Raw genomic sequence first — 23,026 nt, 5'->3', positions numbered from 1 at the left:
TCAGCCGTGCACCAGCACGGCGACCCGGGCGAACGCCTCGTCGGTGTCCAGGGCGTGGCCCTCGTCGTACCGCGCGGTCAGGTCCTCGGCGGTGATCCGCCCGGTGATCTCCCCCAGGTACGCGAGGGTCTCGACCGGGTCCATCCGCTCGGGGGCGAAGCCCACGAGCTGGCCCTGCCGGTGGGCGATGCCCGCCAACTCGGCGGCGTGACCGCTGTGCCCGCGCCGGAGCAGGACGTAGGCGGCGCTCACCACGCCGACCAACCAGGACGTGACGTCGCGGTCGGCCAGGGAGTCGCCGATGACGCGCGCCAGCCCGGCCTGGGTCTCGTCCGAGAAGTCGCCGTCCGTGATGCGCGCCTTCGACCCGATCCACAGGGACGCGACCGCGCACCACGCGTATCCGCAGGCGTCCGCCTCGGTCACGGCCGCCGCGGAGTGTCGTCGGGACTCGACGAGGTCGCCCGCGCGCAGATAGCCCGTGCTCATAGCCAGCAGCGCGTCGGCGGCCCGTTGCGGCGAGTCGATGCTGCGGGCGAGCTCCAGGGCCACCCCGGAGTCCCGCAGCGCCTGGTCGATCTGGCCGAGGTTGGCCTCGAAGAAGGCGACGGTCGAGAGCGCGTAGCTCTTGGCGGCCTCGTCCTGCGACTCGGCGGCGAGACCCGAGGCGGTCCCGAGCTCGTGCACGAGCGTCGCGTAGTCCCCTGCCAGATAGCTGAGGAGCACCCGGCCGACCGACCCGCGCAGCAACAGTGCCGGGTCCTGGGCGGCCGACAGCGGCTCGAGCGCACGCAGGCCCTCGACGATGTGCCCCCGCCGGTACCAGAACCAGACCATGCCCACCGCGATCCTCAGGTGGACCTCCGGGTCGCCGACCGGCCAGGCGAGCGCCGCCCGGATCGTGTCCTTGTCCTGGTCCAGCCGGTGCATCCACTCGCGGCTCGCCGGCCCGCGCAGCTCGACGTCCGCCCGCTCCGCCACTGCCGCGGCCCATTCGACCACCGCCTCGCGGACCCGCTGCGTCGTCTCGTCGGAACGCTGCAGTGCCGCGTACTGCCGAAGCGTCTCCAGGATCCGGTAGCGCCTCGGCGTGCCCTCCAGGACCGAGACCAGCGACTTGTCGACCAACGACAGGAGCGTCGCGAGCACGCTGCGCCCGCCGGCGATCGCCGTGGCCCCCTCCAGGTCGAAGGACCCCTCGAACACGCTGAACACCTCGAACATCGCACGCTCGTCCGCGGAGAGGGTGTCGTACGACCAGGCGATGGCCGCCGTCATGCTGGCGTGCCGTTGGTTGCCGCGACGCCCGCCGCTGAGGAGTGCGAACCGGTCGCCCAGCTGGTCGGCCAGCTGCTCGACCGACAGGGCCCGGCACTGGGCCGCGGCCAGCTCGATGGCCAGGGGCAGGTCGTCGAGTCCCCGGCACAGCCGCGCCAGCGCCTCCCGCTCGGACGCGTCGGGGTGCCACCCCGGCAGGAGGACGGACGCACGCTCGAGGAACAGCTGCTCCGCCTGGCCGCTCGGCAGCGGCCGCAGGTCGAGCACGAGCTCACCCGGAGCACCGAGGGTCTGCCGGCTGGTCGCGAGGACCCGCACGCCCGGGCACGTCTCGAGGAGGGTTGTCGCCAGCTGCGCGACGTCGTCGGCGATCTGCTCGCAGTTGTCCAGGACGAGGACGACCTGGCGCTCGCGCAGGGTGGTCGCCAGCGCGGCGGCGTCCTGCGCACCGCCGATCGCCAGCGCGGTCGCTACCGCCTCCACGAGCAGGGAGCCGTCGGCGAGACCGGCGAGGTCGACGAACCACGGCCCGTCGGCATCGCGGCGCGCGCGCGCCGCCTCGAGGGCGAGCCGGGTCTTGCCCATCCCGCCGGTGCCGACGATCGTGACCAGGCGCTGGGCGTCGAGGCGCTCCGCGAGGAGCCGCAGCTCGCCGGTGCGGCCGATCAACGGCGTGACGGACCCGGTCAGGTTGTGGTGGCGGCCGCCGTCGAGGTCGCCGCGAGGAGCCGGTCGCGGACCCGATCGTGGCAGGTCGAGGGCCGGGTCCTGGTCGAGCACCTGCGCGTGCAGCCGGCGCAGCGACCTGCCGGGCTCGACGCCGAGCTCGTCATCGAGACGCCGGCGCACCTGGTCGTAGGCCGCGAGCGCCTCGGCCTGCCTCTCGTCCCGGTAGAGGGCCAGGACCAGCAGCGCGTGCAGGCTCTCCCGGAACGGGTGCTGCTCGACGAGGGCGCTCGCGGCGCCGACGACCGCGGACGCGTCGCCCAGGCTGAGCAGCGCGGTCAGGCGCGCCTCCTGGGCCAGGAGCACGAGCTCCTCGAGACGCGAGGCCTCGGCCGCGGCGGCGTCGCCGAGCGAGTCGACGACATCGGCCAGAGGCGGCCCGGAGACGAGCGCCAACGCCGCGTCCAGACTGCGCAGCGCGGCACCGGGGTCGTCCGCCAGACCGGCGCGCGCATCCGCGAGCAGCCGGGCGAAGCGCCGGGCGTCCACAGCGTCGTCGGGCACCTCGAGGACGTAGCCCGGCGCGCGCCGCACGATCTGGGGACGCGCCCCGTCGGACCCCGGGACGTCGTCGACGAGGCTCTTGCGGAGCCGCGAGACGTACACCTGGAGCGTGGACAGGGCGGACTCGGGAGCGTCGTCGCCCCACAGCTCGTCGACCAGCCGGTCCGTCGAGACGACCTGGCCCGACGACATGGCGAGTGCCGCGAAGACGGCCCGCTGCTTGGGCGAGCCGAGCGACACCTCGTGGCCCCCGACCGTCGCGGAGACCGGGCCCAGGATCCGCACGCCGGCGGGGACGAGGTCAACCACCGGGCCCGCTCATGGCCGCAGCCTCGCGCACCCGAAGAACGCGGGTCAAGGACGGGCGTTCAGTAGCCGCCGATGCGGTCCTGGGCCGCCTTGCGGGCCGCGACGACGTCCACGACGTGCCGGGCCGACAGCGGTAGACGCTCGCGCGCGTCCGCCAGCCGCCGCACGGTCGCGCGATCACGCGCCCCCGGCACCACGCGGTGGAGCACCTCGGTCGACTGCAGCAGCAACGCGGTGACCACGGCCTGCGGGCTGGGCTCACCGACGCCCGAGCAGGCGCGCTCCACGCGGCCGAGCGCGGCGGACCGTGCCGCCTCGGCGACGTTGACGAGCGCCGGCGTGCGACCGAACGGGTGCCAGCGACCCTCGAACCGCTCGCCGACCGGGCCGAGCTCGTCCAGGACGCCGGACGGGGCGAACGTCGCCGCGTGCCGGACCCATTCCCACGGCTTCTCCGGCGCCACCTGCGCGCACCGCCGCCCCAGGCGGGCGAGCATCGCCGGCAGGTCGTCCGCGAGCGCGGCCGGTCCGGCCACGACCCGTCGTCGGTCGATCCCGAACGTCTTGGTCCCGACCATGTCGATGACGCCGAGCAGGCAGGCGTCCGCGCAGAGGCCGGCGGCAGGAAGCAGCCACTCGCTCTCGTAGCCGCGCCAGGTGCCGCGGTCGGTCACCGCCAGCAGGACGGCGTCGCCGCGTACCGACGGCAGGGTGGTGATGGTCTCCATGTCGACTCGCTCTCGTCGCGGGGCGACCCGACCGGTCGTCCCCTGCACGAGAAACCTGCCCGCCGGGGCATGCAGGCCGCTGAACGTTCCCCTGCAGGACCTACGGAGCCGACGGGACGAACGGCCGGGTCTCCTGCGTGCCTCCGCCGATGACCAGGCAGGTGGCCTCCGGAACCTCGAGCCACGCGCCGCGCAGGTCCCCCAGCGGTTCGGACACCACGATGCGCGTGTCCTCCGACAGGTCGTGCAGCACCGGGTTGTCCGGGTACTGGTGGCGCAGGACGGCGACGTCCTGGTTGTGGAACAGCGACCGCGACCGCCCCTCGGACGAGTACCGGACCGCCCAGAGCCGCTCGCCGTCGGTCGTCGCGATCGTGCCCTGGAACGGGTACTCGACGCCGCGGCGGCGCGCGACGTCCTCGACGAGCCCGATCGTCGCGGCGATCGCCTTGGGCGGGTCGTCGGTCAGCCCGAACGTCAGCGCGAGGTGGAAGAGCGTCTCGGAGTCGGTGGTGCCCTCGATCGTCGGGAAGAGCTCGGGGTCGATCTCCAGCTGGAGGTCCCGCTTGAGCTCTCCGAACCGGGAGACGAGGCCGTTGTGCATGAACAGCCAGCGCTCGTGCCGGAACGGGTGGCAGTTGGTCAGCTGCACGGCCGAGCCGCTCGTCGCCCGCACGTGCGCCAGGACCGTGCCCGACCGCACGTGCTGCGCCAGCTCGCGCAGGTTCCGGTCGCTCCACGCGGGCTCGATGCTGCGGAACAGCCCGGGCGTCGACGAGTGCTCGTCGTACCAGCCCACGCCGAACCCGTCGCCGTTGGTCGGCTCCGCGCCCAGCCGGCTGTGCCGGCTCTGCATGACCAGCGAGTTGGCGGGCTTGTAGAGCAGCTCGTCGAGCCTCACGGGCGAACCCGTGTAGGCGATCCAGCGGCACATCGTCGGCCTCCTCGCCGCGGTCCCTGCGTCCGTCCAGAGTCGCACACCGTCGACGCCCGCACGCAGGCGGCTTGCCCCGGCTCGCGGCATGTTCGTAACGTGACGGCCGACCGTCGGCCGGCAACGGCGGTCCCGAACCGGACGGAGGTGCGCGCGTGGAACGCTCGTCGGCACGTGCGCGCACGCCGTGATCGAGGGGTTCGACGACGTCCTCGCCCGCGCCCGGAAGGGCTCGGGCGACGCGTTCGCGACCATCTGGACCGACCTGTCCCGCCCGGTGGCCGCGTTCCTGCGCTCCCGGGGCGCCGACGACCCCGACGACCTGACCAGCGAGGTCTTCCTGTCCGTCTTCACCGGGCTCGACCGTTTCCGCGGAGACCAAGACGACTTCCGCTCCTGGGTGTTCACGATCGCGCACCGCCGGTCGGTCGACGCGTGGCGCCGGCGGGCGCGGACCGTCGCGGTCGCACCGCTCGCCGACGACGAGGACGGCGGGTCGGTGCCGAGCGCGGAGGACGGCGCGCTCGAGACCCTCTCGCGGGAGCGCGTGCTCGCGGTCCTGGGCACGCTGACCGACGACCAGCGCGAGGTGCTCACGCTGCGCATCGTCGCCGACCTCACCGTCGAGCAGGTCGCCGCCGTGATGGACAGGCAGGTGGGGGCCGTCAAGGCCCTGCAGCGTCGCGGTCTCGCCTCCGTCCGCCGGGCGATCGAGAGACAGGGCGTACCCCTGTGAGCCTTTTCGACGATGACCAGGACATGAGGATCCCCGACGAGCAGCTGCTGTCGGGGCAGTCCGTGCCGAGCGAGCCGGAGCTGACCTCGTTCGTCGCGACGCTGCGGGACCTGGCGGACGGGCCGGCGCCGACCCCGTCGGCGGCGCTGGCGGCCCTGTTGCGCGACGGCCTCCCGACCGCGCAGCCCGCCGCCGACGCCGACGTCGTCGACCTCGGCGCGCACCGCTCACGGCGCCGCACCCTGCGCCGCGCCGGCGCGGTGGCGGGAACGACGGTCGCCCTGAAGGTCGCGCTCGGCGTCGCCGTGGCCGCGGCCGCGGTCGTCGGCACCTCGCAGCTCGACGGCGCTCCGGACATCGTGCGCGAACCCGCGCAGGCGGTCGTCGGTGCGGTCGTCGACACGTGGCAGGCGGTGACCGGAACGGCCCCCGCGGTCGAGCCCGCCACGCCCCATCAGGTGCCCGCCGCGCCGTCGGACCCCCAGGACGGGGCTCCCGCCGTCCCGGCCGCGCCTGCGGCGCCGTGCGACGGCAGCTGCGCGGTCGACCCTGCACCGGGCCGCGGTCCCGTCGTCGTCCCCCCGGGCTCGACCACCGCTCCTGGGCAGACCGGCGAGGCCCCCGGCGCGCCCGCGGACCCGGGCCGACCGGCGGAGCCCGGGAAGCCCACGGACCCGGGTCGCTCCGACGAAGCCCCTGGCCAGGACCGCAAGGCCACCCCCGCACCGGCCGCGACGCCGGCCCAGGGCGCCCCGGCCGTGCGCCCCACGCAGGCCCCCGCGCACGGCGGCTGACGCGAATCTCGTCGCACCCGTACCCCTGCGGGCCGGTCCGGCGATGACGTGGTTGAGAGGCGCGGTCCCCACCCCACCCGGGGTGGTCCCGGGGTCGCACCGGACTCAGGAGGTACCCCATGAGCACCACGACCCTTGCCGCCGTCGTGGCGAAGCTGGCCGCACTCGGCCTGCCCGCCAAGGCTGCCGGCGTGGCCGTGGCCGTCGGTGTGATCGGCGGCGTGCCCGCCGTGGCTCACGCCGTCGACTCGTCCCACCAGACGCCGGCCGTCGTCGAGACGACGACCTCGCCGACCGGCGAGCCGACCGTCGAGCCGTCCACGGCACCGACCGACGAGCCGACCGCCATCCCGACCGACGACGCGACCGCAGCGCCGACCCCGACCGAGGAGCCGAGCGCCCCGGCGCCCGAGCCCACACGGCCGGCGTCCGACAAGGACCTGCCGGAAACGGCCTCGTTCGGCCAGTCGGTGGCCGAGGACGCCCGCGACGGCGGCGTCGACGGCCAGGAGATCGCCGAGCAGGCTCGGCAGAAGTCCGCGAGCGACACCGCTCTCGAGCACCGTCCCGACGTGACCCCGCCGACGGACAAGGCGCCTGCCGACCCGGGCGCCCACGCCGAGGACTGACTCGGCACCCCTGACGTCCGCGGGCCTCGGTACATCCCCCTCCGAGGCCCGCGGACTTTTCCGTCTCCCGCCCCGGAACGGCCCTCAGCCGGCCCTGCCGCGGGCGAGGACCAGCATCCGCTCCTCGATGGTCGCGGGCACCGGCTCGACGGTCGCGGGCAGGGCGGCGGCGGCCAGGATCCGACGCACCTCGTCCAGGTCGACGTCGGCGACGCGCACGTCGCGGCCGTCCAGCGTGACCGGCACACCGGCGGCGTTCAGCGCACCGAACACCGCGGCCCAGTCGTCGGTGCGGACCGCACCGGCGCTCGTCGACCCGACGATGTCGGCCTCGCTGCCCTCCCCGACCAGCAGCCCGTCGGACATCAGCAGGAGCCGGTCGCAGTGCTGCGCCTCCTGCATGTAGTGCGTGGTCACCAGCACGCCGGTGCCGTCGGACGCCTGCTCGCGGATGGTGTCCCACAGTGCCGCGCGCGAGAGCGCGTCGACGCCCGACGTCGGCTCGTCGAGGAGCAGGACCTCGGGAGCGTGCGAGAGGGCGACGACGAACGAGAGGGTGCGCTGCGCGCCCAGTGGCATGTCGCCGACGAGGGTCGAGGCGTACCGCGCGAGGTCGGGAGGCAGCGTCGGCACGGGGGTGCCGTAGGCGTCGGCGACGAAGCGCATGTTCTCCGTGGCCGTCATGTCGAGGTACAGCCCGAGGTTCTGCGGCACGTACCCGATCCGTCGCCTGCGCTCCCGCGACGGCGGGCCGCCGAGGATCTCGACGCTGCCCGCGCTGGTCTCGATCAGGCCGAGCAGCATCCGCATGAGGGTCGTCTTGCCGGCGCCGTTCGCGCCGAGCAGGCCGACGACCTCGCCGGGCCCGACCGCCATCGACACGTCGGAGACCGCGGTGAAGTCGCCGAACCTCCGCGTCACCGACGACGCGCGCAGCAGCACCTCGCTCATGACGGCACCCGACGCAGCAGCGACAGGGCGATGACGATGTCCTCGAGGTCCGGATCGATGACCTGCCCCGCCAACGGCGACCCGCCCTCGGGCCAGTACTCGTGCCGCTCGGTCCCGCGACGCCATGACCAGGCGTCGCGGACCGCGGAGGCCGAGCTCGTGACCGTGCCGTCGAACTGGGCGCGCACGTGCTCGTACGACCCCTGGACCAGCACGCGCCCGGAGTCCATGACCACGAGGTGCCCGGCGCGCTCGGCCTCGTCGAGGTACGTCGTCGACATGATCACCGCGGCACCGTCGGCGGCCGCCTGCGACACCATCCGCCACAGGTCGATGCGGCTCACCGGGTCGACTCCCGTGCTGGGCTCGTCCAGCACCAGCAGCGCGGGCCGGTGCACGCTGGCCAGGCAGAACCCGAGCTTGCGACGCATCCCGCCGGACAGCTGCGACGCGAGCCGGTCCTTCGCCCGGACCAGGCCGGCACCCTCCAGCAGCTCCGCCCGGCGTTGCTCGAGCCCCGGTCCGGCCAGACCGTAGATCCCCGCCACGAAGTCGAGGTTCTGCGTCACCGACAGGCCCGCCCAGCTTCCCGACGACGCGGGCAGGAACCCGATGTCCTTCTTGCCGGGCGCCTCGACCTCGCCGTCGTCGAGCCGCTGCTCGCGGACCAGCGCGCGCAGCAGAGTCGACTTGCCCGCGCCGTCTCCGCCCACCACGGCCACGACGGACCCGGCGGGCACCTCGACCGTGACGTCGTCGAGCGCGACCGTGCCGCCGAACCGCACCGTGGCGGACCGCAGCCCGTAGGTCACGCGGCCACCTTCTTCGCCGTGCGGCCGCCCGGCGCGAGGTCGCGACGGAACCGCAGGGTGGCCGCGGTGAACACCACGACCGCCATGACCGCGAGGACCGCGAACGCCAGCCACAGCGACGGGAACGAGGCGCCGCGCAGCATCACGCCCTGCGAGATCATCGTGAAGTAGGTCAGCGGCAGCAGGTACCCGATCCAGCGCACGCCGGGCGCCATCGCGTCGAGCGGGAAGATCATCCCGGACAGCAGGATCTGCGGGAACATCACCAGGAACGCGGTCTGGATGGCCTGCCCGGTCGTCTTGGAGATCGTCGAGATGAACACCCCGATCCCGAGCACGACGAACAGGAACAGTGCCGCACCCAGGGCGAAGACCGCGACGCTGCCGTTGAACGGGACGTCGAACAGCAGCATCCCGAGCACCGTCACGATGATCATGTCGATCGAGGCCAGCAGGAAGTACGGCACGATCTTGCCGAGGATCACCGAGCTGGGCTTGATCGGCATGACCGCGAGCTGCTCCAGCGTGCCGGCCTCCCGCTCGCGGACCAGCCCGATGCTGGTGACGAGGGTGCCGATGAACGTGAGGATCAGGCCGATGATCGCGGGGATCATCACCCACGACGTGGTCAGGTCCGGGTTGTAGAGGACCTCGGTCTGCACCGCGTCGCCCGCCGCGTTCAGCGTCCCGACGATCGACTGCGCCGCGAAGAGGTTGGACCCGTCGACGAGCGCGAGGACGGGCGTCTGGCCGGTCACGAACGCGACGTCGACCTTGTTGTCCTGCAGCAGCTGCTCGGCGTCGGCCTGCGTGTCCGAGGGTTCGAGGACCGTCACGTCGAAGAACTCGGGCAGCTGCGCGGCCACCTGCTCGGCCTGCGGCCCGACGACGGCGGCCTTCACGGTCGAGACGTAGAAGTTGGCCGCGTACCCGAAGATCACCAGCAGCAGCAGCGGCAGGACCACGATCATCGCGAGCGTGCGGTGGTCGCGGACGAGCTCGCGGAACTCCTTGACGATCATCGCCCTCATGGACCGAACGTAGCGCCCGGGTGCGGCGGCGGTCAGGACCTCCCGTACACCTCGAGCTCGGTGGCTTTGGCCGACAGCCACACCTCGTCGCCCAGGCCCAGCCCGAGCTCGGCGACGGCCGCCGGGGTCACGTCGACCAGCGCGGAGGGTGATCCGGCGAGGTCGAGCCGGACGCGGTCGGTGAGCATCGTCAGGCCGACGATCGTCGCCGGCCAGGTGTTGCGGACGCTCGACGCGTCGGGCCGGTGCGGGCTGACGATCACCGCGGACGGGCGCAGCGCGACGAGGACCTCACCGCGCTCGGCGTGGTCGGGGACGACGAACGCCCCGCCCGTGTCCAGAGTCACGCGTGCACCGTCCGCGGTGCCGGCGTAGAGGTTGAGCCCGACGAGCTTCGCGACGTACTCGGTGGCCGGGCGCCGGGCGACGTCGGCCGGGCTGCCCTCCTGCACGACGCGCCCCTGCTCGAGGACCAGCAGCCGGTCGGCCAGCAGGAGCGCCTCGAGCGGGTCGTGGGTGACGACGAGGCACGGACCGGCGAAGCCCGACAGGTGGCGCTTGAGCTCGGTCTGCACGTCGAGCCGCGTGCGTGCGTCGAGGGCCGACAGCGGTTCGTCGAGCAGGAGCACGCCGGGGTCGCCGGCCAGCGCGCGGGCCAGCGCGACGCGTTGCGCCTGCCCTCCGGACAGGTCGCCGGGCCGACGGTCGGACAGCTCGGCCAGGCCGAGGCGCGCCAGCCAGTGGTCGGCGGCCGCTCGCGCCTGTGCCTTTCCGAGCCCCTGGGCCCGCGGCGCGAACGCGACGTTGTCCCGCACGCTGAGGTGCGGGAAGAGCCGGTAGCTCTGGAAGACGAATCCGACGGGACGCTCGGAGGCCTCGCGGAACGCGCCCGTGCTCGCGTCGTCGAGCACCTCGCCGTCGAGCTCGATCCGGCCCGACGAGACCGGCGTGAGCCCGGCGACCGCGCTGAGCAGCGTCGACTTGCCCGCGCCGTTCGGACCGAGGACCGCGACGACCTCACCGGGCGGGACCACGACGTCGACGTCGAGCGTGAACGGCCCGCGGGTCACCTGGGCGGCGGCGACGAGGCTCATGACGCGACCCCGCCCCGGAGCCACCGGTCGCGCAGGGCGACGAGCACGACGACCGAGACCAGCAGCAGCACCAGGCTGAGCAGGATGGCCGCGTCCGGGTCGGTCTCCAGGGCGTAGTAGACGGCGATCGGCATGGTCTGCGTGCGGCCCGGGAAGCTGCCGGCGAAGGTGATCGTCGCGCCGAACTCCCCGAGCGCCCGCGCCCAGCAGAGCACGGCACCCGCGGCCAGCGACGGCGCGATCAGCGGCAGGGTGACTCGTCGGAACACCGTCATCCGACCCGCGCCGAGCGTCGCGGCGGCCTCCTCGAAGCCCTGGTTCGACGACCGCAACGCCCCCTCGACCGTGACGATCAGGAACGGCATGGCGACGAACGTCTCGGCGATGACGACGGCGGCGGGCGTGAACGGCAGCGTGATCCCGAACCACTGGTCGAGGTACTGCCCGACGAACCCGGTGCGCCCGAACGCCAGCAGGAGCGCCACACCGCCGACGACCGGCGGCAGCACCAGCGGCAGGGTGACCAGGGCGCGCACCAGCCGCAGGCCGGGGAAGTCGGTGCGCGCCAGGAGCCAGGCCAGCGGGACCCCGACCAGCAGCGAGATCGCCGTGGCGGTGGTCGACGTCCACAGCGACAGGCGCAGGGCCTCACCCGCGGCCGACCCGTGCAGGATCGTCCACGCGTCGCCCCAGGGCGCCCGGATCAGCAGACCGAGCAGGGGGACGACGAGGAAGAGGATCCCGACGAGCGCCGGGATCAGCAGCGGGACGGGCGCGGAGCGCGACCCGCCCCCGCTCGTCGTGCGGCGCGCGCGCTCGCGGGTGCTCAGCGTCGACGGCATGTGGCCCCGCGTCCCGGGCCGGTAGAGGTGTCCATGGAGGTCAGGGCAGCTCGAAGCCGGCCTGGGTGAGCACCTTCACCCCGGCGGGCGACAGGACGTAGTCGACGAAGGCCGCCGCGACCTCCGCGTTGGTGCTGTGCGCGAGCGTGGCGATCGGGTAGTCGGTCGAGGCGTTGTCGCCCTCGTCGATCAGCACGCCCTTGACGTCGTCGCCCGCCGCGACCACGTCGGTCACGTACACGAGGCCGGCGTCGACCTCGCCGAGGGTGACCTTGCTGAGCACCGCCTTGACGTCGGGCTCGAGGGTCACCGGCGTGACCGCGAGGTTCGCGTTGGTGAACACCTTGGCCGCGGTGGCTCCGCAGGGCACCTCTGGCTGGCACAGCGCAGTCTTCACCGCGGGGTTCGCCAGGTCGTTCAGCCCGGTGATGCTGGCGGGGTTCGAGGGCGGGACCGCGATCTCCATGCTGTTGGTGGCGAACACGACCGGGTCGGTCGCGTCGCCGGCCGCCACGACGTCGTCCATCGTCGTGGCGCTCGCCGACGCGAAGACGTCCGCGGGGGCGCCGTCGGCGATCTGCCCGGCGAGCGCGGAGCTGCCGGCGAAGCTGAAGGTCACGTGGACCCCCGGGTTCGCCTTCTCGAACTGCTCGCCGAGGGTCGTGAACGACTCGGTCAGCGACGCCGCCGCGAGCACGGTGATGTCGCCCTCGAGCGAGGCTGTCGTCGTGGCCGACGGCGCGCTGCTGCTGCCCGCGGCGCCGCCGTCGGAGGAGCTGCAGGCCGTGAGGCCGAGGGTGGCGGCGGCCGCGACGAGGACGAGCGCACGACGTCGACGCATGCGGAGGACTCCTGGGTCAGTGGGTGCGGGGGATCTCGACGGACACGTTCGTCGCCTTCACGGCCGCGACCGCGAGCACGCCCGGCTCGAGGCCCAGCTCGTCGGCGGCCTCGCGGCTGAGCAGCGAGACGAAGCGGTGCGGGCCGGCCTGGATCTCGACCTGGGCCATGACCGTGTCCTTCACGACGCGGGTGACCAAGCCGGTGAACCGGTTGCGGACCGACGCGGCCGCGATGTCGCCGGGTGGGACCTGGGCGGCCTCCTTCGCGAGCTCCTCGGCGAACCTCGCGAGCACGGAACCCTCGATCGCCTGACGCGCGGAGGCGTCGGTGGTCGTCTCGATCCGGCCGCTCTCGGCCCAGCGGCGGACGGTGTCGGCGCTCACGCCGAGCAGGTCGGCGGCATCCTTGATCCGGTAGGTGGGCATGCAGTAAGCGTAGCCGCAGATGCGGCGCCCTGGACGCCCAGGCAACGCACGTGCCCGTGTTCGTGATGATTCGCGCTGTACCTACGGTGCGAGCAGCCCGGCGCCCGGGCCGTCGAACCGGAACCGGTCGAAGGCGTCCTGGATGGCGACCGCGGCCGCCCCTCTCGCCCACGCGGTGAAGCTGGACTCGTCGACGTACAGCTGGACCTCCGTGGCGCGCGGGTCGCGACTCGCGGTGACCGCCGCGCGGACGCGGTCGCCCGCCACCGACATGAGCCCGATCCCGTCGCCGGCGAGCACGACCGCCGGCTGCAGCGTGAGGTTGGCGGCGAGCGCGACGAACCGGCCGAGCGCCTCGGCGGCCGAGTCGACGACCGTCCCGGCGGCCGGATCGCCCGTGCGCGCGAGCTCCAGGGCCTCGTCGTAGGTGACGGTGCGCTGCACTGCGGCGGACACCTGCGCCGCGATGGACCCGGAGGTCAGCATCGCCTGGGCGCACCCGCGGTGACCGTCCTGGCAGACCGGGCCGGTCGCGCTCAGCGGGATGTGCCCGCCGAGCCCCACACCCGCGTCCGGGGACCGGACCACCTCGCCGTGGACGACCAGGGCGTACCCGATCCCGGCGCCGATCGTGAGGACGACGAAGCCCGGGATGTCGCGGCCCAGGCCGAACCACAGCTCCGCCTCGGCGAGCGCGACGAGGTCGTTCTCGAGGACGGCCGGCACCCCGAGCTCCGCCTCGACGAGCCCGGCGAAGTCGACGTCGTGCCAGCCGAGGAACGGTGCGAACTTGACGCGCCCGTCCCGGACGGTCCCGCCGAGCGACACCCCGACCCCGGCGAGCCGGCCGACACCCAGCGCGCGGACCGCGGCCGCGAGATCGACGGCGACCTGGGCCGGCTCCGTGCCGGTCAACGCCCGCGACCCCTGTGCGAGCAACCCGGCGCGCACGTCGGTCGCGACGACGTGCACCGCGTCGCCGGTGATCTTGGCGCCCGCGAAGGACGCGAGACCCGGTGCGACGTCGAGCGGACGCGCGGGGCGGCCGACGGACCCGGACTTGTCCTCGAGCTGGACCATGAGGCCGTGGTCGAGGAACGGCTTCGCGAGGCGCGTGAGGCTCGGCGGCGAGAGGTTGAGGCGGCTGGTCAGAGCGGCACGCGAGATGGGCCCGTGGATGAGCACAGCCCGGGCGAGTGCCTTCTCGGTCTCCGTCAGCGCGGTCTCGTGCGGCTCCATTGCTTCCATCCTGGCACGAACCCCGGCCATCCCGGCCGAATACCCTGGGTGGATCTCACTCTTGCGGGCCGATTTCTTTCGTGTTAGAACTAATCGCATGATTCACCCGGACCCCGCGACCGACCGCGAAGACGCCGTCGGCACACCTGAGGCACCGACCGTCCTGCACCTGCGCCGTGGCGGCACCAGCGTCGTGCTCGACCTGGGCACCACACCGCACCCGACGATCGTGCACTGGGGCGAGGAGCTCGCCGGCTCCACCGACGAGAGCCTCGTCGACCTCGCCGTCGCGGCGCGGCCGCAGCGCGTCTCGGGCGGGCTCGACGAGTCAGCCCGTCCGACGCTCCTGCCCACCCCCGCCGGCGGATGGCTCGGCACGCCCGGGATCGAGGGTCACCGGGACGGCGCCTCGTTCAGCGTCCGGTTCGAGCTCGTCGACCTGCAGGCGAACGACCACCGTGCGCTGCTGTCGCTCGTCGACAGGGAGGCCCAGCTGGGCGCCCAGCTCGAGCTCCGGGTCGGGACGGCGGGGCTGCTGCACCAGCGGATCACCCTGCGCAACACCGGCGAGACCCCGTACACGGTCCAGTCGCTCGCCCTGTCGTTCCCGGTGCCCTGGGACGCGACCGAGCTCCTCGACACGACCGGTCGGCACCTGCGGGAGCGCGCTCCGCAGCGGCACGCGTTCACGTTCGGCACGTACGTCCGCGAGAGCCGGCGCGGCCGGCCGGGCGCGGACTCGACGTTGCTGCTGGCCGCCGGTCGCCCGGGCTTCGGGTTCGAGCGCGGCCGAGTGCACGGCATCCACGTCGCGTGGAGCGGCAACCACCGCGTCCTCGCCGAGCGGACCGTCACGGGTGACGCCGTGCTCGTCGGCGGCGAGCTGCTCGCGGCCGGCGAGGTCGTCCTGGCGCCCGGCGCCTCGGTCACGTCGCCGGAGGTCGTCGGCTCCTGGGGCGACGGGCTCAACGCGCTGGCCCACCGCTTCCACGACGAGTGGCGCCGGCGCCCCGCCCACCCGCGCCGGGCGCGGCCGGTCACGCTGAACACCTGGGAGGCCGTGTACTTCGACCAGGACCTGGGTCGTCTGTCCGCGCTGGCCGACGTCGCCGCGCAGGTCGGTGCCGAGCGGTTCGTCCTGGACGACGGCTGGTTCGAGGGTCGCCAGGACGACACCACCAGCCTCGGCAGCTGGTACGTCGACACGGACGTGTGGCCGGACGGCCTGCACCCGCTCGTCGACCACGTCCGTGCGCTCGGCATGGAGTTCGGCCTGTGGGTCGAGCCCGAGATGGTCAGCCCGGACGGCGACCTGGCGCGCGCGCACCCGGACTGGATCATGCGCGGACGCATGGGGATGCCCCCGTCGGCCCGGCACCAGCAGGTGCTCGACCTGGCCCACCCCGAGGCCTACACGTACATCGCGCAGCGCCTTCACGCGCTTCTCGACGAGTACCCGATCACCTATCTGAAGTGGGACCACAACCGCGACCTGCTCGACGCGGGCAGCGGACCGCAGGGCGTGGCCCGGGTCCGTGAGCACACACTCGCCCTCTACCGGCTGCTCGATGCCCTCAAGCAGGCGCACCCCGGTCTGGAGATCGAGAGCTGCGCCTCCGGCGGCGCGCGCGTCGACCTGGGGATCCTGGACCGCACCGACCGGATCTGGACCAGCGACACCCTCGACCCGCTCGAGCGGCTGGACAACCAGCGCTACACGGCCCTGGTCGTGCCGCCCGAGATGATGGGCATGCACCTCACGAGCCCGGTCGTGCACTCGACGGGTCGAACCGTGGACGTCGACTTCTCGGCCGCGGTCGCGCTGTTCGGCCACTTCGGCATCGAGTGGGACCTCACGGCGACCGACGACCGCACCCGGGGCCGCATCGCGTCCTGGGTCGCCTACGCCAAGCAGCTGCGTCCCCTCGTCGCGACCGGACGGACGGTCGACGTCGACCACACCGAGCCCGGGATCGACGTGCGCGGCATGGTCGCCGCCGACCGGAGCACCGCCGTCTTCACCATCACCCAGACCGCGACGACCGCGGCCTACCCGCCGGGCCGTGTCCGGTTCCCCGGGCTCGACCCGACGCGTCGCTACCGGCTCCGTGCCGTCGACGCCACCGAACCTGGGCACGACGCTGCCCAGTCCCCCCTGTCCTGGCGCACGCATCCCGTCGCTCTGACCGGTCACGAGCTCGACGCCGTCGGCGTCCGGCCACCTGTGCAGTTCCCGCAGCAGTCCACCGTGGTCGAGCTGACTGCCACGACCTGACCTGCTGCTCCATCAAGCGCGAGGAGGCGCACGATGAGACACCCCACGAGGAGACGCGGACGACCGTTCGCGGCCGCAGTCCTGGTGGCCGCCATGGCGGCGGTCGGCGGCTGCGCGTCCGGTTCGTCGGACGGCGTGACCACCCTGAACTTCTTCCAGTTCAAAGGCGAGGCGCTCGAGGACTTCGACCAGATCATCGCGGACTTCGAGGCCGAGAACCCCGACATCCGCGTCGTGCAGAACCAGGTCGCCGAGGCCGACACGATGATCCGGACCCTGCTGGTGAAGGACAAGGCCCCCGACGTCATCACGCTCAACGCCAACGGCGGCTTCGGGCGCCTCGCGCAGGCCGGGGTGTTCTACGACTTCTCCGACGAACCGGTGCTCGAGACCATCAACCCGGCGGTGCAGCAGATCCTGGCGGACCTCGGCAACAAGGAGGGCGAGGTCAACGGCCTCGGCTACGTCAACAACGCCAACGGGGTCATCTACAACCAGGAGATCTTCGAGCAGCAGGGCCTGGCGGTCCCGGAGACGTGGAACGAGTTCATCGCCGTGTGCGACACGCTGAAGGCCGCGGGCATCACGCCGTTCTACGGCACGCTCGGTGACTCGTGGACCGGGCTGCCGTCGTTCAACGCGCTCGGCGCCTACCCGGCGCAGGGGGGCTTCTTCGACAAGATGCGCGCACAGGGCGAGGACACCGGTCCCGACTCGGAGGTGTCGTTCGAGAAGGACTTCCCCGAGGCGATGGAGCAGCAGGCCCAGCTCTTCGGCTACATGCAGGACGGTTACCGCGGCAAGACCTACGACGACGGCAACGCGGCGTTCGCGAACGGTGACGCCGCCATGCTCCTGCAGGGCATCTGGGCACTCAGCCCGATCAAGGCGATCAACCCGGACGTCAAGGCGGGGATCTTCCCGTACCCGGCGACCGACAACCCCGACGACCGCGTGCTGGTCTCCGGTGTCGACGTCGCGGTCACGTTGCCGAAGAACGGCGCACACCATGACGAGGCGATGCGGTTCGTCGACTACCTGTTCCAGAAGGACGTCATCGAGAAGTTCGCCGCCTCGCAGAACATGGTCCCTTCGGTGAAGGGCGCCCAGCTCAGCGACGACCCCGCGCTCCAGTCGGTCAAGCCGTACTTCGACGACGGCCGCATCGCGGGCTTCATCGACCACCAGATCCCGCCCAGCATCCCGCTGACGGCGATCGATCAGCAGTTCCTGTTCAGCGGCGACGCGGAAGCCGCGCTCGCCACCCTCGACAGCGAGTGGCGCAAGGTCGCCGCTCGCACCATCCCCGTGACGGGAGAATGACGATGACGTCCTCGACAAAGTCCCCGCCCACGACACCCGAAGCCGGCGCGGCAGGCACGACAACCGTGCCACCCGTCAAGCTCGGCCGTGCGCAGTCCACGTACTACTGGATGGTCTGGCCGGCCGTCATCGCGTTCTTCGCGTTCCACACCGTGCCCGTCATCACGGGCGTCTTCTACTCGTTCACCAACTACGCCGGGTACGGCGACTTTAACTTCGTCGGCCTGTCCAACTACCTCAACCTCTTCAAGGACGACCGGGTCCTGCAGGCGTACGGTTTCTCGTTCCTGTTCGCCATCGTCGCGACGCTCCTGACCAATGCCGCCTCGCTGGCCATCGCGATGGGCCTGAACGCCAAGATCCTGGCCCGCAACCTGTTCCGCGGCGTGTACTTCGTGCCCTACGTGCTGGCGATCCTGGTCGTCGGGTACGTGTTCCAGTTCTTCTTCTCGAGCTCGCTGCCCAAGATCCTGTCCAACATCCCGCTGTTCCGGGACAACATCCTCACCAACGAGACGTGGGCGTGGACGGCGATCGTGCTGCTCGCGGTCTGGCAGGCCTGCGCCTTCACGATCATCATCTATCTCTCGGGCCTGCAGACGATCCCGCGCGAGCTCTACGAGGCCGCGTCCCTGGACGGCGCGAAGGCGTGGCGGGTGTTCCGGTCGATCACGTTCCCCCTGATCAGTGCGTTCTTCACCATCAACGTCGTGCTGTCGCTGAAGGGCTTCCTGCAGGTCTTCGACCCGATCGTCGCGCTCACCAACGGCGGCCCCGGCACGTCGACCGAGTCCGTGACGCTCCTGATCTTCCGTGGCGGGTTCTCCGGCGGCGAGTTCGCCTACCAGACCGCGAACGCGGTGATCTTCTTCATCGTCATCACGATCGTCTCGCTCTTCCAGTTCCGGGTCCTTCAGCGCAGAGAGGCCGACTTCTGATGACCGACGCCGCTACCACCTTCGGGCAGGCCGAGCCGGTCATGCCGACCTCGATCCGTCGCCGGACCTCGAAGAGGTCCGAAGACGACGACACCCGCAAGATCAACTGGTGGGCCACCGCGCTCATCGTGGTCTGCTCCCTGACGGTGCTCGTGCCGCTCTACCTGGCCGTGGTCGTCGCGCTCAAGACCCCCGCCCAGCTGGCCTCGGGTACCGGCTTCGAGTGGCCGAGCCCGATCCGGTGGGAGAACTTCTCGGAGGCGTGGACCCGCACGGACTTCCCGCAGGCGCTGACCAACACCGCCCTCATCGCGGTCGGGTCGGTCGTCTTCACGCTGCTGACGAGCTCGGTGGTCGCCTACGCCCTGGCCCGCAACATCCACCGACCGTTCTTCAAGGGTGTGTTCTTCTACCTGCTCGCGGCCCTGTTCATCCCGTTCCCGATCATCATGCTGCCGCTGGTCAAGCAGACGGCGTTCCTCGGCCTGGACAACCAGGGCGGCATGATCCTGCTCTACACGATCTACGGGCTGTCGCTGAACATCTTCATCTACACCGCGTACATCCGGTCGATCCCCATCGAGCTGGAGGAGGCGGCCCGCGTCGACGGCGCGAGCACCTGGCGGGTGTTCCGGCAGATCATCTTCCCGCTGCTCATGCCCATGAACGCGACGGTCGGGATCCTCACGTGCGTGTGGGCGTGGAACGACTTCATCATGCCGCTTGTCGTCCTGACCGACCCCGGGGCGCGGACCCTGCCGCTCGCGCAGTACGTGTTCCAGGGGCAGTTCAACACCGACTACACGGTCGCGTTCGCGTCCTACCTGATGGCGATGGCTCCCCTGCTGGTCGTCTACATCTTCTCCCAGCGCTGGGTGATCTCCGGCGTGACGCGAGGGTCCATCAAGTAGCGGCGGCCTCGCTCACCGGCCCGGTGCGACGATGGGCCGGTGAGCGAGGGGCGCGGTCTGGGCAACGTCGGGGTGCGGTCGGCCCTGCTCGCCGCGGTGCTGTTCGGGGCGAGCGCGCCGCTGGCCAAGCTGCTGCTCGGCGACGTCAGCCCGTGGCTGCTCGCCGGGCTGCTGTACGTGGGGTCCGGCGTCGGGCTCGGGCTGTGGCGGCTCGTCCGTCGCAGCCCGCGGGTCCGGCTCGAGCGGCACGAGGTCCCCTGGCTGGTCGGTGCGGTGGCCGCGGGAGGGGTCGTCGCGCCGGTGCTGCTGATGTTCGGGCTCGCGTCGATGCCCGCGTCCGGGGCGTCGCTGCTCCTGAACGCCGAGGCGGTGCTGACCGCGGTGATCGCCTGGGTGGTGTTCCGCGAGCACGCCGAGCGCCGCGTCGTGATCGGCATGGCCTTCGTCGTCGCCGGTGCGGTGGTGATCGCGGTGCCGTCCGGGCAGGCCGAGGTGTCGAGCCTGTGGCCGGCCGTCGCGATCGTCGGCGCGTGCGCGTTCTGGGCGCTCGACAACAACCTCACGCGCAAGGTGTCGCTGACGGACGCGACGTGGCTCGCGGCGGTCAAGGGCGGGGTCGCGGGTCCCACGAACCTCGTGCTGGCCCTGCTGCTCGGCGCGCAGCTGCCGTCGCTCGCCACCGCTGCCGGCGCCCTCGCGCTCGGCTTCGTCGCGTACGGGCTGAGCCTCGCCCTGTTCATCGTCGGCATGCGGCACGTCGGGACCGCCCGGGCCGGTGCCTACTTCTCGGTCGCGCCGTTCTTCGGTGCGGTGCTGGCCGTCGCGCTGGGCGACCCGCTGACATGGCAGCTCGCGCTCGCCGGTGCGCTGATGGCGGTCGGCGTCTGGCTGCACCTCAGCGAGCAGCACGCGCACGAGCACGCGCACGCCGCCGTCACGCACGAGCACTGGCACGCCCACGACGACGGGCACCACGACCACGACCACGCCTCACCGGTCCCGGCCGGGGTCCGGCACCGCCACGAGCACACGCATGCCGCGACCACCCACATGCACGACCACTACCCGGACGCGCACCACCGGCACGACCACTAGGGCAGGTCAGCGCCGCCAGGAGAGCATGACGAACAGGTCGCGCTCGTCGGCCGTCCCCTCGAGCACCGCCCGGGCGAGCGCCGGCTCGCCCGCCTGCTCGCACGCCCAGAGCTCGAAGTCCATGCGCTGCGACCACGCCGGGGTGAGGAATCCGAGCACCGTGTCGCCGTCCAGCACCTTGACCACGCCGTGCGACGTGCGCGCCAGCGCGACCGCGAACCCGCGCTCGGCGCGACCGGCCCGGATCGGCGCAGCAGACCCGAGGAACCCGTGCACCCGCACGGGCACGTGCCCCCCGCCGGTCGGCACGAGGCGACCGGGGAGGCGGGTCGAGGACGTCGGGTCCATGCGCGGGAAACTACTCCTTCTGTCCTCGTTCCGACATGACGAGCATCACTCGACGACCACGCGGTCGCTCGCGCCGTCGGACAGGAACGAGGCCGTCGCGGCCCCCTCGTCGACGACAGCGAGGCGCTCCGCGGCGGTCAGCTCGCGCAGCGGCGTGACGCTCACGGTGTCCGCGTCGACCTTCCAGGTCGCCGAGACGCGGCCGTCGACCAGCACGACGCGAGTGCCCGCGACGGACAGGCTGCGGTGGGCGTCGTCGACGATGCGGGTGCGGTCGTCGTAGCCGAGCAGGGCGTTGTCGAACGCGGGCAGGAACCGGACGGGTGCGGGGGTGCCGGCGTCGGGGAGCGGTGCGCCGGGGAGGTCCCACAGGACGCGGCCGCGCTCGTCGCGGAAGGTCACCAGCTCGTCGCGGATGGCCTTGAGGGCGGCCGGCAGGCCGGCGATGCCGGACCAGGAGCGGATGTCGGCGGTCGCCGCAGGGCCGTACGCGGCGAGGTAGCGGCGCACGATCGCCTGGCCGACGAGGTCGTCGTCGGGCGACAAGGGGTCGATGTCCCGGCCGAGCCAGGACGAGAGCAGCGCGACCTGCACGCCGGCCTTGACGCGCCACAGGCCGCGGGGCGGCGTCTGCGCGACCGGGACGAGGCACGCGATGGCCAGCTCGGCGTGCGCCCGCGGCCGGGCGGCGGGCCACCGGGCGTGGAGCACCTGCGCGAGCTCGCCCATGGTCCGCGGCTCGCCGTCGGAGAGGAACGCGCGCGCGACGTCGGCGAACTCGACCAGGTCCACGCCCTCCAGCTCGGCGCGGAAGATCCCGAGCATCCGGCCGCGCAGCATGGCGTCGTGGCGGGCGCGCCAGGCGAGCATGTCGGCGGACGTCACGACGTGGACGGTGCAGCGCATCAGGTGGGTGCGGACCACGTCCCGGCCGACGACGAGCGCATCCAGGTCGGCCGGGTCGAAGCCGCGCAACCGCGACCAGAGACCGACGAACGGCTCCTGGGGCTCCTGGGCCTGCAGGCCCGCGAGGTGCGAGACGGCGTCGAGCACGGGCAGGTCCGCGCGGTCGAGCAGCAGCTGGCGGGCGAGCGTGGCGCGGTTGAGGGCGCGCGGTGTCAGGACGGTCGTCATCGGACTCAGGATGTCGGGTCCGCGCCCGAGGCGTCGAGCGCCACGTAGCCTGCCGGGGTGCGTCTCCGCTCACCGCTCACGGCCCTCGTCCTGGTGGCCGCGCTCTCGGGCTGTGGCGGAGCGGGCTCCCCGGACGCGGCTGGGGCCGAGGCTGCGGAGCGGGTCGCGGCGGCCGCCCGCGCGATCGACGGCGTCGACGACGTCGCCGTGGTACCGGCCGACGACGGCGTGACCCAGGTGCACCTCGTCGTCGACGCGCGCGACGGCGCCGCCCGGGCGCGGGAGCAGGTGGACGGGCTCGTCGCCGCGTCCTCGCCGCCGGCCCGCGTCGAGATCTGGGTGGACCCGGTCACGACCGCCGACGCGGACCTCACGGTGCGCGCCTACCCCGAGGGCACCGACCCGGCGGCCGTCGGGAGCCTGTACCTGGTGGGCGCGACCCCGGGCGTCGTCAGCGCCTCCTCGGCCGGCGGAGCGCTCGAGGTGCGCGTGGGCACCGAGGAGGATCTCGCGGTCCTGGCGGACGTCATCACCGCGCGGCACCTGCTCGTGGCGAGCGCCGAGACCGTGGACGGAGCGTCGACGCTCGCCGCCCTCGACGAGCTTCCGCAGGTCGTTCCGCCGACGATCGTGCCGCTCCCGTGGCCGGCCGACCCCGGGGCGTCGGCGTGCACGGACGACGACCTGACGCTCTCGCTGGGCGGCGGGGACGCCGCGACCGGGCACCGCGCCCAGATCCTCGCAGCGACCAACACCGGGCCGAGACCGTGCTCGATGGGCGGCTACCCGACGGTGGCGTTCCGCTCGCTCGACGGCACCGCGCTCGAGGTGACGGTCGAGGACGGCGGCTCGTTCATGGCCAGCGACCCCGGACCGTCCCCCGTGGTCGTGCCGGTCGGGGCGCGGGTGCTCTCCGTCCTCGGCTGGACGGCCATGCCGACGGCCGGGGTGGACGACGTCACGTCCGAGATCGAGCTCGGCGTGGGGACGGGGCTACCGATGCATCGGCTCGCGATGACGTCGTCGGCCGACGTGTACGACAGCGGGCCGCAGACGACCCTCGACATCGTCGACGCCGGATCGGTGGCCGTCACCGCGTGGGCGCCCGAGGGCACGCGGTCCTGACG

At 72.8% G+C, this 23,026-nt stretch carries 22 protein-coding genes; 9 read left to right on the top strand and 13 right to left on the bottom strand.

Going from position 1 to position 23,026, the window contains the following annotated elements; all coding sequences use genetic code 11:
- From AC1DZC_RS11135 to AC1DZC_RS11125, 3 genes are all read right to left on the bottom strand, one after another.
- Positions 1-2,817 carry an AfsR/SARP family transcriptional regulator gene (locus tag AC1DZC_RS11135; protein WP_477043291.1) on the bottom strand — a complete coding sequence of 939 codons (2,817 nt, stop codon included), beginning with the start codon at positions 2,815-2,817 and terminating at the stop codon, positions 1-3.
- Between the two features lie 59 nt (positions 2,818-2,876).
- Positions 2,877-3,545: a hypothetical protein gene (locus AC1DZC_RS11130; RefSeq protein ID WP_477043290.1), complete on the bottom strand. Its 669-nt coding sequence runs from the start codon at positions 3,543-3,545 to the stop codon at positions 2,877-2,879.
- A 100-nt stretch (positions 3,546-3,645) separates the two neighbouring features.
- Complete coding sequence (locus AC1DZC_RS11125; RefSeq protein ID WP_477043289.1) at positions 3,646-4,479, bottom strand: class II glutamine amidotransferase; 834 nt, start codon at positions 4,477-4,479, stop codon at positions 3,646-3,648.
- Between the two features lie 187 nt (positions 4,480-4,666).
- On the opposite strand from AC1DZC_RS11125, the gene AC1DZC_RS11120 reads away from it, so the two are divergent.
- The 3 genes from AC1DZC_RS11120 (at position 4,667) to AC1DZC_RS11110 (ending at position 6,638) form a co-directional block, all read left to right on the top strand.
- The gene (locus tag AC1DZC_RS11120) at positions 4,667-5,215 is read left to right on the top strand and encodes an RNA polymerase sigma factor (RefSeq protein WP_477043288.1); all 549 of its coding nucleotides are present in this window, start codon (positions 4,667-4,669) and stop codon (positions 5,213-5,215) included.
- A 23-nt stretch (positions 5,216-5,238) separates the two neighbouring features.
- Complete coding sequence (locus AC1DZC_RS11115) at positions 5,239-6,009, top strand: hypothetical protein (RefSeq protein WP_477043287.1); 771 nt, start codon at positions 5,239-5,241, stop codon at positions 6,007-6,009.
- Between the two features lie 119 nt (positions 6,010-6,128).
- Complete coding sequence (locus tag AC1DZC_RS11110) at positions 6,129-6,638, top strand: hypothetical protein (protein WP_477043286.1); 510 nt, start codon at positions 6,129-6,131, stop codon at positions 6,636-6,638.
- Positions 6,639-6,722: 84 nt separating this feature from the next.
- Here AC1DZC_RS11110 and AC1DZC_RS11105 read toward each other — a convergent pair whose 3' ends face one another.
- From AC1DZC_RS11105 to AC1DZC_RS11070, 8 genes are all read right to left on the bottom strand, one after another.
- Positions 6,723-7,589, bottom strand: coding sequence for an ABC transporter ATP-binding protein (locus tag AC1DZC_RS11105; protein WP_477043285.1), 867 nt, complete (start codon positions 7,587-7,589; stop codon positions 6,723-6,725).
- Positions 7,586-8,401: an ABC transporter ATP-binding protein gene (locus AC1DZC_RS11100; protein WP_477043284.1), complete on the bottom strand. Its 816-nt coding sequence runs from the start codon at positions 8,399-8,401 to the stop codon at positions 7,586-7,588. Before AC1DZC_RS11100 ends, AC1DZC_RS11105 begins: the two co-directional genes overlap by 4 nt.
- Positions 8,398-9,432, bottom strand: a complete 1,035-nt coding sequence (locus tag AC1DZC_RS11095) for an ABC transporter permease (protein ID WP_477037390.1) — start codon at positions 9,430-9,432, stop codon at positions 8,398-8,400. Before AC1DZC_RS11095 ends, AC1DZC_RS11100 begins: the two co-directional genes overlap by 4 nt.
- 32 nt (positions 9,433-9,464) lie before the next feature.
- On the bottom strand, positions 9,465-10,526 hold the full coding sequence (locus tag AC1DZC_RS11090) for an ABC transporter ATP-binding protein (RefSeq protein ID WP_477037391.1): 1,062 nt from the start codon (positions 10,524-10,526) through the stop codon (positions 9,465-9,467).
- Positions 10,523-11,368: an ABC transporter permease gene (locus AC1DZC_RS11085; protein ID WP_477037392.1), complete on the bottom strand. Its 846-nt coding sequence runs from the start codon at positions 11,366-11,368 to the stop codon at positions 10,523-10,525. Before AC1DZC_RS11085 ends, AC1DZC_RS11090 begins: the two co-directional genes overlap by 4 nt.
- Positions 11,369-11,408: 40 nt before the next feature.
- A complete protein-coding gene (gene modA, locus AC1DZC_RS11080) occupies positions 11,409-12,209 on the bottom strand; it encodes a molybdate ABC transporter substrate-binding protein (RefSeq protein ID WP_477037393.1) in 801 nt (266 codons plus the stop codon).
- 16 nt (positions 12,210-12,225) lie between these two features.
- Complete coding sequence (locus AC1DZC_RS11075) at positions 12,226-12,636, bottom strand: TOBE domain-containing protein (RefSeq protein ID WP_477037394.1); 411 nt, start codon at positions 12,634-12,636, stop codon at positions 12,226-12,228.
- A gap of 81 nt (positions 12,637-12,717) precedes the next feature.
- A complete protein-coding gene (locus tag AC1DZC_RS11070) occupies positions 12,718-13,875 on the bottom strand; it encodes an ROK family protein (protein ID WP_477037395.1) in 1,158 nt (385 codons plus the stop codon).
- Between the two features lie 97 nt (positions 13,876-13,972).
- Here AC1DZC_RS11070 and AC1DZC_RS11065 point away from each other — a divergent pair, with 97 nt between their 5' ends.
- The 5 genes from AC1DZC_RS11065 (at position 13,973) to AC1DZC_RS11045 (ending at position 20,417) form a co-directional block, all read left to right on the top strand.
- Positions 13,973-16,150 (top strand): alpha-galactosidase, encoded by a 2,178-nt coding sequence (locus AC1DZC_RS11065; protein ID WP_477037396.1) that lies wholly within the window; start codon positions 13,973-13,975, stop codon positions 16,148-16,150.
- A 33-nt stretch (positions 16,151-16,183) separates the two neighbouring features.
- The gene (locus tag AC1DZC_RS11060; protein WP_477037397.1) at positions 16,184-17,473 is read left to right on the top strand and encodes an ABC transporter substrate-binding protein; all 1,290 of its coding nucleotides are present in this window, start codon (positions 16,184-16,186) and stop codon (positions 17,471-17,473) included.
- Positions 17,474-17,538: 65 nt separating this feature from the next.
- Positions 17,539-18,411, top strand: coding sequence for a carbohydrate ABC transporter permease (locus AC1DZC_RS11055; RefSeq protein ID WP_477037398.1), 873 nt, complete (start codon positions 17,539-17,541; stop codon positions 18,409-18,411).
- Positions 18,411-19,322, top strand: coding sequence for a carbohydrate ABC transporter permease (locus AC1DZC_RS11050; protein ID WP_477037399.1), 912 nt, complete (start codon positions 18,411-18,413; stop codon positions 19,320-19,322). Before AC1DZC_RS11055 ends, AC1DZC_RS11050 begins: the two co-directional genes overlap by 1 nt.
- Positions 19,323-19,361: 39 nt before the next feature.
- Positions 19,362-20,417 carry a DMT family transporter gene (locus AC1DZC_RS11045; protein ID WP_477043283.1) on the top strand — a complete coding sequence of 352 codons (1,056 nt, stop codon included), beginning with the start codon at positions 19,362-19,364 and terminating at the stop codon, positions 20,415-20,417.
- 6 nt (positions 20,418-20,423) lie between these two features.
- Here AC1DZC_RS11045 and AC1DZC_RS11040 read toward each other — a convergent pair whose 3' ends face one another.
- Together AC1DZC_RS11040 and AC1DZC_RS11035 are read right to left on the bottom strand one after the other, a co-directional pair.
- Positions 20,424-20,765 carry a hypothetical protein gene (locus AC1DZC_RS11040; RefSeq protein WP_477037401.1) on the bottom strand — a complete coding sequence of 114 codons (342 nt, stop codon included), beginning with the start codon at positions 20,763-20,765 and terminating at the stop codon, positions 20,424-20,426.
- 45 nt (positions 20,766-20,810) lie between these two features.
- Complete coding sequence (locus tag AC1DZC_RS11035; RefSeq protein ID WP_477043282.1) at positions 20,811-21,899, bottom strand: winged helix DNA-binding domain-containing protein; 1,089 nt, start codon at positions 21,897-21,899, stop codon at positions 20,811-20,813.
- 57 nt (positions 21,900-21,956) lie between these two features.
- On the opposite strand from AC1DZC_RS11035, the gene AC1DZC_RS11030 reads away from it, so the two are divergent.
- Positions 21,957-23,024 (top strand): DUF4232 domain-containing protein, encoded by a 1,068-nt coding sequence (locus tag AC1DZC_RS11030; protein WP_477043281.1) that lies wholly within the window; start codon positions 21,957-21,959, stop codon positions 23,022-23,024.
- Positions 23,025-23,026 lie beyond the last annotated feature (2 nt).

This window comes from Cellulomonas sp. P2_B4 (assembly GCF_056404795.1).
The sequence above is the reverse complement of the archived record's forward strand: the minus strand, read 5'-3'. Positions and strand labels throughout refer to the sequence as shown.